This is a genomic window from Clostridium fallax (assembly GCF_900129365.1).
Lineage (GTDB): Bacteria > Bacillota > Clostridia > Clostridiales > Clostridiaceae > Clostridium_AH > Clostridium_AH fallax.
Genome location: NZ_FQVM01000007.1, coordinates 75,693 through 88,648 on the forward strand (window position 1 = coordinate 75,693; position 12,956 = coordinate 88,648).

Sequence of the window (12,956 nt, forward strand, 5' to 3'; positions counted from 1 at the left end):
TTATATTTTTAATTTTAAACATTAGTAGCAAAAATTTTATCTTTACTATTCCTTTCATAGTAAAGATAAAAATAGCAAGGTTTATATAAACCTTGCTATTAGAATAATAATATAATTTTACATATCATTAAAAACTAAACTAAAAAACTTTTACTTTATCTTAAAATATACCTTTGTTATATTCAAAGATACTCATACTTATTTTTTAAATCAAACTGTTTAAAATAAAAATTTAATTTTTTCTTTAAGTTATTCTCTTATTTATTTTAAATATTAATTACATTAACATTATATTTATCTTTTAAGTAGTTTACTTCTCTACTATGGCAAGTAAAAATCAATATCTGCTTACTTTTAGAAATATTAACCATTTCATCTAACACATTTTTTATTCTTATATCATCATATTGAACAAAAGCATCATCTAATATAATAGGAACTATTTCATCTTTAAAAATTAAATTTATTAAAGCTAATCTTAAAGATAAATAAGCCTGATCCCATGCACCATTACTTAAATAACTGCAACTAAAAATATTTTCATTTTCCCTTAAATTTATATCATAACTTTCACTAATCTTTATTTCACTATATTTATTTCCAGTAAATTTTTTAAATATATTCTCTGTCTCTTTATTTAATAGAGGACCAAAACTTTTTTGCATTTCTTTGAAAGATTCCTTTAAATATTTTTCTGAAATCTCTAAAGCCTTTAAATTTTTCTCTTTATTTTCTATTCTCTCCTTAATATTTTGAATATCCTCTTCTACCTTTACTAAAGGTCTTTTACCTATAAAAACATTTTCTATAGAATTCTCCACATCTTTTATATTTTTTTCCACTTCTATAAGTTCTATAGATTTTTCTTTAATTTCATCTTCAATTTCTTCATCTGCTTTATAAGAAAGATCTAAATCTTCTTTTATAACATCTTCTAATTGATTTTTTATTGATTCTAAATCTCTATCCTTAAGTAGTGTTTTATATGTTTTTTCTATACCTATTAAACTTCTTTCTATCTCTTCTTTTTTTTGAAGTTTTCTATAAAAAGAATTTATTTTGTCATCTAATTTATCTAAGGGTAATTCTTCTAAATCTATTTCAGATAATTTTTCTTTTAAATTTAATTCTTTTAAATCTATTTCTTCATATAAAATATCTAAAGTTTTATTTAATGATTTTAATATTATATTCTCTTCATTTATTTTATTTTTCAGCCCTCTATATACCTTATATTTTTCTTTGAAATCCTCTAAAGAAATGCTATCAGTTAACATTAATAACCTTTCAATGGCTCTTTTATTATCCATATATTCTTCTAAAGATTTCTCCTCTTCATAGGATATAAGTTCATTCCTTTTTTCATTAATTTTAAAGCTTAAGTTTTCTAAAGCAATTTTTGAAGAATCATAATTCTTTATTAGAATAATTAAATCGTTATAATCTTTTAAATTATATTTTTTTATATAAATACTTAAATTTTCTTCTATTTTATTTATATTATTTTTTAAGTTTTTAATCTTCTCTTCTTTTTTCTTTTCCTCACTATCTTTGTCTAATAATACCTTATTAGTTATAATTTTTTTTATAATAAATGCTATGGGAATAATAAGAACTAATGTTAATAACTTATTTTTAAAAAATATAAAGGTAAGTATACTTAAAGCTACTGATATTGATAAATAAAAATATAAATATTTTAGTTTTTTTTCTAAATCTAAATGTGACACTTTAATGTTTTTGTTATTTTCAACCCTATATTTTAATTCTTTAAGATTATCCTCATAACCATTTAATAAATCTTGAATTTCTTTTATATCTTCTTTTAACTGAGTAGCTTGTCCTACTACTTTACTGTTTTTTTGTAAATCATTTTCTAGGGAATTAATATCCTCTTTACAAAACTTTATTTTTTCTAATTTTTCTTCTAATACTCTATTTTCTATATGAACTTTTATTATTTTTTCTTCTATATCTTCTTCTAATGAAGCAAAATTTTTAAATTTTTTTATTTCTTTATTTTTTAAATCTATAGATTCAATTATTTTTAGTTCTTCATTTTTTTTTAATCTAAAATTATCTTTTAAATTAATAAGTAAATTATTCTCTTCTTTTAAAGATGATAAAAACTTATAATCTATTAATGATTCCTTCAACATAAAATTTACTTCATCTCTTTCTTTTTTAAGTTCTTCATCCTTTTTTAAATATTCTGTAATTTCATCATATTCTTCTTTTAATTTTACCTTTTTAAAATACTTTTTTAATAATTCTAGTCTTTTTATCTCCTTTATTAAAAAATCTTTATGTTCCTTTAAATCTATAAGTTTTAATTCATTATTTAAATTTTCTTCAGCTAACTTTCTTGATATATTTTTCTCTTCTATTAGATTCTCATAGTTTATTTTAAGCTTATCTAATTTACCAGTTTTTCTTGGAGTAGTTAAATTTCTTTTCATACTTTCGATAAAATTAACTGCTTTTTCATAGGATAAGTTTTCCTCTCCACTTTCAAAAACATTTGTTATTTTATTCATTATTTCATCTTCTTTTTCTTTTGATACTACAGAAGATAATTGTCCTATAAATAAAGTATTATTAAATCCAGATATACTTAATCCAAGTATATCTTTTCCTATATTATCATGAGCTAAACTTTTTATATTTTCTCCTGTAATACTATCAAAGACTAATGTCTTATCTTCTTTTTTTGTGCTACCAAAAATTCTCTTTATTATAAAATCTCTATTATTATGATTTACAAGTATTTCTCCTTCGGCCTTACTATCAATTACATATCTTATTCTATTATTACTTCTTATATCTTTATTTCTTTTATTAGATAATCCATAAAAAGATGCCTTTATAAAATTCTGAATAGTAGTTTTTCCTTTTTCATTTTCACCATATATTAAGTTTAATCCTTTATCTAAAGATATATTTACATTTTGTAATTTACCAAAATTTTTAATTTTTATAGTTTTAATTATCATCTAGCCTCACCTCCTGTTCTAATAAACTTTGAACACCTATTTTAAGAGCATTTTTTAATATCTCCTTTTCTTCTAAATCTGAAGTTTCTTTTATCTTTTTTAAAAGTTTACATACAAATATTCCTTTTATAGAATATTCCTTAGAAATTTTTGTATAGTCTATTTTTATGGTCGTTTTATCCTCAATTTTTAAAAAGAAAAATCTATCCTTTAATTTTTCTAATAATAATTCTTCTTTAAATATAAAATTCTCTTCTAATTCTCCTATAAGAATTATTTTATATAAATTTTTATTATAATTATTTTCTATATTCTCTAATTCGTTTAATATTTTTTTTTCTATATCTTCATATGAAATAGCTCCTGTTATATCTATAGTTATTTCTATATATTTTCTTTTACATATAGCTCTAAATTCTAAGTTTGCATATTCTTTTCCTATTGTTCCTATTAAAATGCCTTTATCTCCTAATTCATTAAAATTTCTACCTTCTGGACATCCACTATAGCTATAAAAAGTATTTCCTATTTTTTTTATTCCAGAAAAAGTATGAGTATGTCCAAGAGCTAAATAATCTACATCTATATTCTTTATATCCTCTTCTACTATAGGATTATAAAAAATTTCCCCTCTATTAGCTGCCCCTTCTGTGGTTAAAACTCCATGACAAACCATTATTTTTATATAATTTTTATATTTTTTAGGAACCTTATATCCTTTTAGCTTTCTTTCTTTTATATAATTTTCATTAAATGAAAAACCACAAATTACAGTATTAAAATCTTCTAAAACTATCTCTTCTATATTATTCTTAAATACATACACATTTTTAGGCCAATGTATTAAGTCATAAAATGATTTCTTATTATATGGATCATGATTACCTGCTGATATAAAAATTTTAGTTTTATATATCTCTTTAAATTTTCTTTTAATAAGCTCTATTGAAGCCTTATAAACTCTTAAGTTATCAAAAAAATCTCCTGCTATTAATAAAATTTGAATTTCTTCCTTTTTGCATAAATCTACTATATTTATAAAAGTCTCTTTAACTTCTTCTTTTCTCTTTTCTGATATACTCTCTGGTAAATCCTTAAAAGGAGTATCTATATGCAAATCTGAGCAATGTAATATTTTAACTCTATCCAAAAAACCTCACCCTTTTTCGAACTTTTGTTCTAATTTTAACATAACATTTTATTTTTTTGTATAACTTTTTAGATAAATTTGGTAATAATTTATATATTAAAAGGAGACACTATAAATAGTGTCTCCTAGGTATTAGAATACGAATTATCATTCAGGCGGTATATCCATATTAATATACTTTTCCTTCTTTAATTAATTATTAAATTTTATAATTTAAAATTAACTATTTTAAATGATTTTCGTATTCTTCTACCATTCTTTTTACCATTTCGCCACCAACAGAACCACATTCTCTAGATGTTAAGTCTCCATTATAATCACTAAATGGTACTCCTAACTCTTTTGCTACCTCTGCTTTAAACTTAGAAAGTCCTTGTTTTGCTTCTGGAACTAACTTCTTTGACATAACAAATCCCTCCTTAGGCTTTATGGTTTTGTAAGATTTATCTTACAACATTATTTTGTCACAAATAAAGTTTATTATTCTACTTAAATTAAGTTAAATCAGGTAATATAATCCAACTACTTTAAAACATCAAAACTATATCCATTATTTATTAGGTAATCAATAACTTTAGGTAATGATTTCATTGTGTTAACCTTAGCATTAGTATCATGCATTAAAATTATTAATTTATCCTTATTTTGTGATGTTTTAATAAACTTATTAAATAACATTTCTAAAGAAGGATTCTGAGATTCTGCATCTCCATTTAAACAGTTCCAATCATAATAGTTCATTCCTAGGTTATTTATAGCTTTTTTTAGTTCCATATTTTTACCAAAGGATCCACCAGGAAATCTAAATATTTTAACATCCATATTTTTTTTAGCTATGTTATTTATAGAATTATTAGCCATTAAAACTTCCTTAACCAAATTATCCGGTGAATAATAAATATGTTTATATTCATGGGAATAAGAATGATTCCCCACAGAATGTCCTTCATCGATGATTCTATTAAAAATTTTAGGATAATACTCTACATTTTTTCCTAAAACAAAAAATGTAGCTTTTATATTATAATTTTTTAAGATATCAAGTATTTGGTCTGTAATTATTGATGAAGGTCCATCATCAAAAGTTAGATAAGCAATTTTTTTATTGTTAATGTTAGTATAATATACTTCCTTTGCAGGCACCATTTCTATATGTGAATTTCTAGTACCTAAGGTTACTTTAGGAATACTTTTTTCTGTTTCTATATTGTTTTTTATTAAGTTTTTACTTCTTATAATGTTAAAAATAAAAATTATAATTATTATTGCAAAAATTAATATAAAAATTTTTTTATATTTATTTATATTTTTCATATATCCTCCTTTACATATTATAAAAGTAACTATTAAAAAATATAAAAAATTGCTATAAAAATATTTTTTCTATTAAACTTAATTTTCCCTAAAGTTAAGTTTAAATTCTTACAAATTAATTTTTAATTTTTATAAAATTTAAAAATACAAAAAAAGGACTAGTAAGTAAAAATTACTTACTAGTCCTTTGGCAGGGGCAGTAGGACTCGAACCCACAACCAATGGTTTTGGAGACCACTACTCTACCAATTGAGCCATACCCCTTCAAACATAAACTATTATATAACGTCTATTAATAATATGTCAATATTTTTTTATTATTTTGTTATATATTAATCTAAATTTTTAATATTTTACTTATAATTAGTATTTTTAATAATAATAAATAAGCTTAAAATATATTGTAGTATTTAATTAGGATATATAAAGGTAAATTTTAGCAATCTTAAATATTTAAAAAAGAGAAGTTACAAATTAAGTAATTTGTAACTTCTCTTAATATTCTCTGGCAGGGGCAGTAGGACTCGAACCCACAACCAATGGTTTTGGAGACCACTACTCTACCAATTGAGCCATACCCCTTTGAACATAAATTATTATACAATGTATTATAAAAAAAATCAATACTTTATTAAGTTAATTTAAACAATTATATAAATAAAGCTCATCTTTCATAATATAATTAACTCATAAAAGATGAGCTTTATTTAAAACTTATAACTAATTATATCCTCATACTATTTTAAATCCAGCATCTTTAAGCTTCTTTTTAATCTCTTCAAGTTTGTTTGTCTTCATCCTAACTACTATTTCTTTTACATCTGTAAAGCTTTGAGGATCTACTACCACAAAACTAATTATGTCAGATTGATTTTCTGTTAATATTTTAGATAATCTTGAAATTTGACCTGGAACATCAAAAGCAGTTACTGCTAATCTTTCTCCTTTATTTAATCCAAATAAATTATTAAATTGATGGAAAACTGCATTATGAGTTAATATACCTTGAAAATTATCATACTCATCTATAACTGCTACAAAAGATATATTCATTTTTTCTAAAAACGCAACTGCCTTTTCTACCTCTTCACGTAAATTTATAACTGGCATATCTTTTCTTAATAAATGCTCTACAGTATAATCTTCCAAAAGAGATTTTTTATCATTACATTTTTCAAAATAAAATTGATATATAACATTTTTAGATATAGAGCCTCTAAACAAATTTCCATCTACTACTGGTATAGATAAAAACTTATGTTTATCCATTATTTCTAATGCCTTTCCTATGCTAGCCTCTGATGTTACTGTTGTTAGTTTATCTTTCGGTAACATTATTGTTTTAACTAACATTTAATTCGCCCCCTTTATATCTCTTAATAATATTATAGTATATACTTTCCATATAAAATACATAATTTTCAAAATTTTAATTTTTTTATTATATTTCATATGTATTTATTGATTTTTTTATTGTATTTTTTTCAATTTTAAAATAAACATAAAAAAGTTATTAATCTAAATACTTAGATTAATAACTTTTAATATATTTGTATTAATACTACTTTAATATATTAACTGCTAGTATTATTTTCACCTGAATTTTCTAAATTTGCATTTTCATTAATAAGCTTATCTAAAGTTTCTCCTAAAGTACTAATATAATTTTTATAACTTTCTAAAGAATTAGGTTTATTTACAAGTATACACTTATAGTTTAAATTTGTTAATCTATCACTATACTTAGTAAATTCATCATTATTATCAAAAAACACTATATTGCAAATATTATTCTCTTTATTCTTTTCTTTATTATCTATAAGATTATTTTCTTCTAATTCCCTAATTTTTTGCTCTAATTCTTCTTGTTTTATTTTTGAATAATTTACACCTAAATATCTCATTAGATAGTCTAAATTGGAACCTATTACTTGTATATGATTTTGTTTCAAATTAGAAATTTTTTCATTAAAAATTTTTAAAACATCATCTAAATTCTCTAAAATTATATTATAGTTTTCTTCATAATACTCTCTATTTTTAGGATCTTTTTCTTGTATTGCACTTTTTATATTATAAAGAGATATTTTTAAATCTTCAGGACTTAACCAATAATAAGGATTAGTTTTAAAATCATAAGTGTTTAAAGTTTTCACTTCATCATAATTTATTGTTCTAATTCCTCTTGATGCATTTATTATACCTACCTTACCTTTTTTAAGTTCACCAATAAAATCATTAATCCATGGTTCATAGCCTGTCCCCATATAAATAAATAAATCCATATTAGAAACGTTATTTATTGAATCATCAGTATATTTATAATTTAATATTTGATTTTCATCAGTAAACATATATTGGACATAATGCTTATCCTTTACAATACTTTTAACCATTGAATAAGCTAATTTATCTGTTGTTAATATATTTAAATAAACTTCTCTCTCTTCTGCACTTACATTACTTGTTACTTGTGGTTTAGAATTTAATGTTAATCCTATAAAAAAGATTATATTTATAATTATTAAAAGGAAGGTAAACTTTTTTAAGTTAAACTTTTTCAACACTCTCACTCCTTTTTTACACTAAATACATTTTATATCTAATCAGCTATTTTTTCAAACATATAATTAAATTTTCATTAAAATTTAATTAATTTTTAATTAATACTTAATATAAATTTTATTTATTCTCTGTCCTCTTTTCTTTTTCTAATTTTTTGGATAGAATAATATTGAATTAGTGTTATACTTCTGAAAGGAGTTCATTTATGGAATTTATAGTGGATACAGTAGAAAAAACATTTCAGCTTGGGGAAAAAATAGGATCTCTTTGCAAAGCTGGTGATATATTTTGTTTAACTGGTGATTTAGGTACTGGTAAAACTCATATAACAAAAGGAATAGCTAAGGGATTAAATATAACTGATCATATAACTAGTCCAACTTTTAATATAGTCAATGAATATCATGATGGAAGGCTTACTTTATATCATTTTGATGTCTATAGAGTAAACGATCCTGATGAAATTTATGCAATAGGATTTGATGAATATATATTTAGTGATGGTGTTTCTGTTATAGAATGGGCTAACTACATAGAAAGTCTGATTCCAGAGGAGTATGTCCATATTAGTATAGAAAAAATGCCTGATTTAGGTGACAACTTTAGAAAAATAAAAGTAAAATATTTTGGTAAAAGATATGATTACTTAAAGGAGATTTCATTATGTTAGTATTAAGCGTAGATTCTTCTTCAAATGCAGCCTCTGTTGCAATAATATCAGAGGATAAGCTTATTGGAGAAATAACTTTAAATGATAAAAAACAGCATTCTGTTTTATTAATGTCTCTTATAGACGAACTTTTAAAATCAAATAATTTAACAATAAAAGATATAGATGGCTATGTTATATCTAAAGGTCCTGGTTCTTTTACAGGCCTTAGAATTGGAATGGCCACTATAAAAGGTTTAGCTATGGGTACTAAAAAACCTTGTATATCTATTTCAACTTTAGATGGTTTAGCTTATAATGTAAATACTTTTAGTGGTATTATATGTCCTATTATGGATGCTTTAAGAGGAAATGTTTATACTTGCCTTTTTAAATCACAAAAAGGAAAATTAGAAAAATTAATAGATTATTCTGTTCTTTCAGTAGATGAACTTAAGACAAAATTAGAGGAATTAAATGAAGAGGTAATTTTCATAGGAGATGGTTGTGATAAATTCAAAGATTTCTTTAAAGAAAATCTTGAAAACTGTAATTTTGCTCCTAATCATTGTAATTTTGCTAGAGCTTCTGCTTTAGGAGAATTAGGAATAAATTTATTAAAAGAAGGTTTATCTGAAGACATAAATACCTTTGCACCTTTATATCTTAGAAAATCTCAAGCTGAAAGAGAATATGATAAAAAAATGGGGTTAGAATAAATATGGATATTTCTTTATCTTTTATGACTAAAGAAGATATAGATGGAGTTTTAGAAATAAGTAACTCTAGTTTTGCAATTCCTTGGAGTAAAAATTCATTTGAACTTGAATTAGAGAATTCTTTTGCAAGATACGTAATTGCTAAAGATAAAAATAAAGTCATTGGCTTTGGAGGTATGTGGTTAATCGTTGATGAATGCCATATAACTAATATAGCAGTCCATTCTGATTATAGAGGAAATGGTGTAGGTTCTATGATTTTAACTAAAATGATTTCTTTTTGTGAAGAAAATAATATATTGGGATTAACCTTAGAGGTTAGAAAATCTAATTTAATAGCTAAGAATCTATATAAAAAATTCGGCTTTAAAGAAGAAGGAATTAGACAAAAATATTACGAAAATAATGGCGAGGATGCTATTATTATGTGGAAAAGATATTAAAATAAAGAATCAGCACTTTTTAATAAGTTTTTATTAAAAAGTACTGATTCTTTGTTTTATATGAAATTAATTATCTACATTTTAATTATACTGTTTTTCTTTTAGCTATCATAGCTTCTTGATGAATTAATGGTGATACTTTTTTATATAAAACCATTGTAACTATTGAAGCCATAACCCCTTTTATTAAATTAAAAGGAACAATTATTGTTAATAGATAATTTATTGTTGATGCATTTAATGAAGGTACTATATTTTGATATAGTGGTAAGAATACATAATAATTGCATACAACAGCAAATATAGTTAATGCTAAAACTCCCAAAGTTAATCCTAGTATAGCATTTTTTCTTGTCTTTCCTCTTCTATATATAAGACCTGCTGTTAAAACCCAAACTGCACCTATTGAAAAATTGGCAACTTCACCTATCATAGCAGATCCTGATCCTCTAAATAAAGTATATAAAATTACTTTAATAGCTTCTATAATAACTCCTGCTACTGGTCCTAATGCAAAGGTTCCCAAAAGTGCTGGCACATCTCCAAAATCAATTTTTAAAAACGGAGCTGCTGGCAAAATAGGAAAATCAATAAACATTAATACAAAAGCTACTGCTCCTAACAAAGCTATTTTGACCTGCAAATTTAAATTTCTAGTTTTTGTTTTATACATGTAAAACCCTCCCAATACTTATCTTCTTGGGGCTTTCAATTTAAGACTATTAAAAAATCCCTAATGAATTAACATTAGGGCTTAATTACAGAATAATCTATAATTGATTACCTTCTTCCATCCAGACTTTAACTGTCGGCTTCGGAATTACACCGAATCGGCCTTACTTTTTATAAGGTTCGCGGGCTATACCGCCGGTGGGGACTTACACCCCGCCCTGAAGATATTAATTTTTTTACATTTTTATTATATGATATTATTTACATTTTTTCAACTATTATAAAAATTTATTTATTTTTTCATAGATAGAGCTATTCTTTTCCTCTTCTCATCCACTTCTAATATTCTGACTTCTACTATATCTCCAACTTTAACTATATCTAAAGGATGCTTTACAAATTTATCTGCCATTTGACTTTTATGAACTAATCCATCTTGATGAACTCCAATATCAACAAAAGCTCCAAAATCAGATACATTTCTTACTGTTCCCATAAGAATCATACCAGGCTTTAAATCTTTTATATCTATAACCCCACTTTTTAAAATTGGCTTTGGTAACTCCTCCCTAGGATCTCTACCTGGTTTTTTAAGTTCTTTTATAATATCCTTTAGTGTTGGAACTCCTATTTCTAATTCTTCTGCTAAAGCATTAATTTTAATATCTTCTAACTTAACATCTATATCTGATAAATTACCCTCTCTTAAATCTTTTTTTGTATATCCTAATCTATCCATAAGAGCCTTAGTAACTTTATATGATTCAGGGTGAACGGAAGTATTATCTAATGGCTCATCACTTTCCATAACTCTTAAAAATCCAGCACATTGTTCAAAGGCTTTTTGTCCTAATCTTTTAACTTTTAAAAGTTCTTTTCTACTTTTAAATTTTCCATTCTCTTCTCTATAACTAACTATATTTTCTGCTATTGTACTATTTATACCAGATATATAGTTTAAAAGAGATGGAGTTGCAACATTTAAATCTACCCCTACCGTATTTACACAATCTTCTACTACTCCTTTTAATGATTCATCTAGTTTTTTTTGTGTAACATCATGTTGATATTGACCAACACCTATAGATTTAGGATCTATCTTTACAAGCTCAGCTAAAGGATCCTGAAGCCTTCTTCCTATAGAAATAGCTCCTCTTATAGTTACATCTAAATCTGGATACTCCCTCGTTGCAAGTTCTGATGCTGAATAAACTGAAGCTCCTGCTTCACTTACTATTACATAATATATATCTTTACCTAATTCATTTTTAATTTCTTTAATCAATCTTCCTATAATTTCTTCTGACTCTCTACTTGCTGTTCCATTTCCTAAAGAAATCACATCTACATCATATTTTTTTATAAGCTCTTTCATCACATTTATAGTTCCTTCTACATCATTTTTGGGAACCGTTGGATATACAGTGGCCTTTTCTAAAAACTTACCTGTATCATCTAAAATAGCAATCTTACATCCTGTTCTAAAACCAGGGTCAAATCCTAATACAACTTTACCTTTTATCGGTGCTTGCATTAAAAGCGCCTTAAGATTGGCTTTAAATATATCAATAGCTCCTTGCTCTCCTTTTTCTGTAAGGGTACTTCTTATTTCTCTTTCTATTGATGGATATATAAGCCTTTTAAAAGAATCTCTGACAGACTGTTCTATAAAAATATCTGTCTTTTTATTATCTTTTAAATTTTTATTTAGAAGATAATGTATGATTTTATTTTCATCACATATAATCTTAACTGAAAGTATTTTTTCCTTTTCTCCTCTATTTACTGCAAGAATTCTATGAGAAGGAATAGTTCTTACAGGCTCTCTATAATCATAATACATTTCATAGGGAGTTGTACTATCGCTACTTCCTTTAGTTTCTATTATCCCCTCTTTTATAACTAACTGTCTTATCCATTTTCTAAAATCTGCATTATCAGATATTTTTTCACTGATTATATCCATAGCTCCATTTAAAGCATCATCTATAGTATCTACAGACTTTTCTTCATTTATAAATTTTGAAGCTTCTTCCTCTATATCCCCTTCATAATCTCCAGAATAAATTAGTTCTGCTAATGGAGTTAATCCTTTTTCTACTGCTATAGTTGCCCTAGTTCTTTTTTTAGGTTTAAAGGGTCTATATATATCTTCTATTTCTGTTAGCGTTTCACTTGATTCTATAGCTTTTTTAACATCCTCTGTAAGTTTTCCTTGTTCTTCTATAAGCCTTATTACATCATCTTTTCTTTCCTTTAAATTTCTAAGATAAATTAATCTTTCATTAAACTTTCTTAAGACTTCGTCACTTAGACCACCATGCTTTTCTTTTCTATATCTAGCTATAAAAGGAACTGTATTTCCTTCATCTAATAAATTAATAATATTTTCTACTTGATAATGTTTTATATTAAGTTCTTTGCATAATATTTCATTTATTTTATCCATAT

The 12,956-nt window shown here is 24.4% G+C and carries 11 protein-coding genes, 2 tRNA genes and 1 riboswitch; of the genes, 3 read left to right on the plus strand and 10 right to left on the minus strand.

Annotation, left to right across the window (positions count from 1 at the left end; translation table 11 throughout):
• Window positions 1-266: 266 nt before the first annotated feature.
• The 8 genes from BUA70_RS05445 to BUA70_RS05480 all read right to left on the minus strand — a co-directional run bounded on the left by BUA70_RS05445 (window position 267) and on the right by BUA70_RS05480 (window position 8,021).
• Window positions 267-2,993 (minus strand): ATP-binding protein, encoded by a 2,727-nt coding sequence (locus tag BUA70_RS05445; RefSeq protein WP_072894430.1) that lies wholly within the window; start codon window positions 2,991-2,993, stop codon window positions 267-269.
• On the minus strand, window positions 2,983-4,143 hold the full coding sequence (locus BUA70_RS05450; RefSeq protein WP_072894434.1) for a metallophosphoesterase family protein: 1,161 nt from the start codon (window positions 4,141-4,143) through the stop codon (window positions 2,983-2,985). Before BUA70_RS05450 ends, BUA70_RS05445 begins: the two co-directional genes overlap by 11 nt.
• 223 nt (window positions 4,144-4,366) lie before the next feature.
• Window positions 4,367-4,549 carry an alpha/beta-type small acid-soluble spore protein gene (locus BUA70_RS05455; protein ID WP_072894438.1) on the minus strand — a complete coding sequence of 61 codons (183 nt, stop codon included), beginning with the start codon at window positions 4,547-4,549 and terminating at the stop codon, window positions 4,367-4,369.
• A gap of 116 nt (window positions 4,550-4,665) precedes the next feature.
• Complete coding sequence (locus tag BUA70_RS05460) at window positions 4,666-5,457, minus strand: polysaccharide deacetylase family protein (RefSeq protein ID WP_072894443.1); 792 nt, start codon at window positions 5,455-5,457, stop codon at window positions 4,666-4,668.
• Window positions 5,458-5,645: 188 nt separating this feature from the next.
• Window positions 5,646-5,721 (minus strand) — tRNA-Trp (locus BUA70_RS05465).
• A gap of 242 nt (window positions 5,722-5,963) precedes the next feature.
• Window positions 5,964-6,039, minus strand: a tRNA-Trp gene (locus tag BUA70_RS05470).
• A gap of 150 nt (window positions 6,040-6,189) precedes the next feature.
• Window positions 6,190-6,810 (minus strand): CBS domain-containing protein, encoded by a 621-nt coding sequence (locus tag BUA70_RS05475; RefSeq protein WP_072894446.1) that lies wholly within the window; start codon window positions 6,808-6,810, stop codon window positions 6,190-6,192.
• 221 nt (window positions 6,811-7,031) lie between these two features.
• On the minus strand, window positions 7,032-8,021 hold the full coding sequence (locus tag BUA70_RS05480; RefSeq protein WP_072894449.1) for a metal ABC transporter substrate-binding protein: 990 nt from the start codon (window positions 8,019-8,021) through the stop codon (window positions 7,032-7,034).
• 206 nt (window positions 8,022-8,227) lie between these two features.
• On the opposite strand from BUA70_RS05480, the gene tsaE reads away from it, so the two are divergent.
• The 3 genes from tsaE to rimI are packed head-to-tail and all read left to right on the plus strand — an operon-like array spanning window position 8,228 to window position 9,833.
• On the plus strand, window positions 8,228-8,692 hold the full coding sequence (gene tsaE, locus BUA70_RS05485; RefSeq protein WP_072894452.1) for a tRNA (adenosine(37)-N6)-threonylcarbamoyltransferase complex ATPase subunit type 1 TsaE: 465 nt from the start codon (window positions 8,228-8,230) through the stop codon (window positions 8,690-8,692).
• Window positions 8,686-9,390, plus strand: coding sequence for a tRNA (adenosine(37)-N6)-threonylcarbamoyltransferase complex dimerization subunit type 1 TsaB (tsaB, locus tag BUA70_RS05490; protein WP_072894455.1), 705 nt, complete (start codon window positions 8,686-8,688; stop codon window positions 9,388-9,390). The genes tsaE and tsaB overlap by 7 nt, the downstream gene beginning before the upstream one ends.
• A gap of 2 nt (window positions 9,391-9,392) precedes the next feature.
• Window positions 9,393-9,833 carry a ribosomal protein S18-alanine N-acetyltransferase gene (gene rimI, locus BUA70_RS05495; RefSeq protein WP_072894458.1) on the plus strand — a complete coding sequence of 147 codons (441 nt, stop codon included), beginning with the start codon at window positions 9,393-9,395 and terminating at the stop codon, window positions 9,831-9,833.
• Between the two features lie 85 nt (window positions 9,834-9,918).
• Here rimI and BUA70_RS05500 read toward each other — a convergent pair whose 3' ends face one another.
• On the minus strand, window positions 9,919-10,506 hold the full coding sequence (locus BUA70_RS05500; protein WP_072894461.1) for an ECF transporter S component: 588 nt from the start codon (window positions 10,504-10,506) through the stop codon (window positions 9,919-9,921).
• Window positions 10,507-10,611: 105 nt separating this feature from the next.
• Window positions 10,612-10,735, minus strand: a riboswitch (FMN riboswitch).
• A 62-nt stretch (window positions 10,736-10,797) separates the two neighbouring features.
• A complete protein-coding gene (locus tag BUA70_RS05505; protein WP_072894465.1) occupies window positions 10,798-12,954 on the minus strand; it encodes a Tex family protein in 2,157 nt (718 codons plus the stop codon).
• Between the last annotated feature and the right edge of the window lie 2 nt (window positions 12,955-12,956).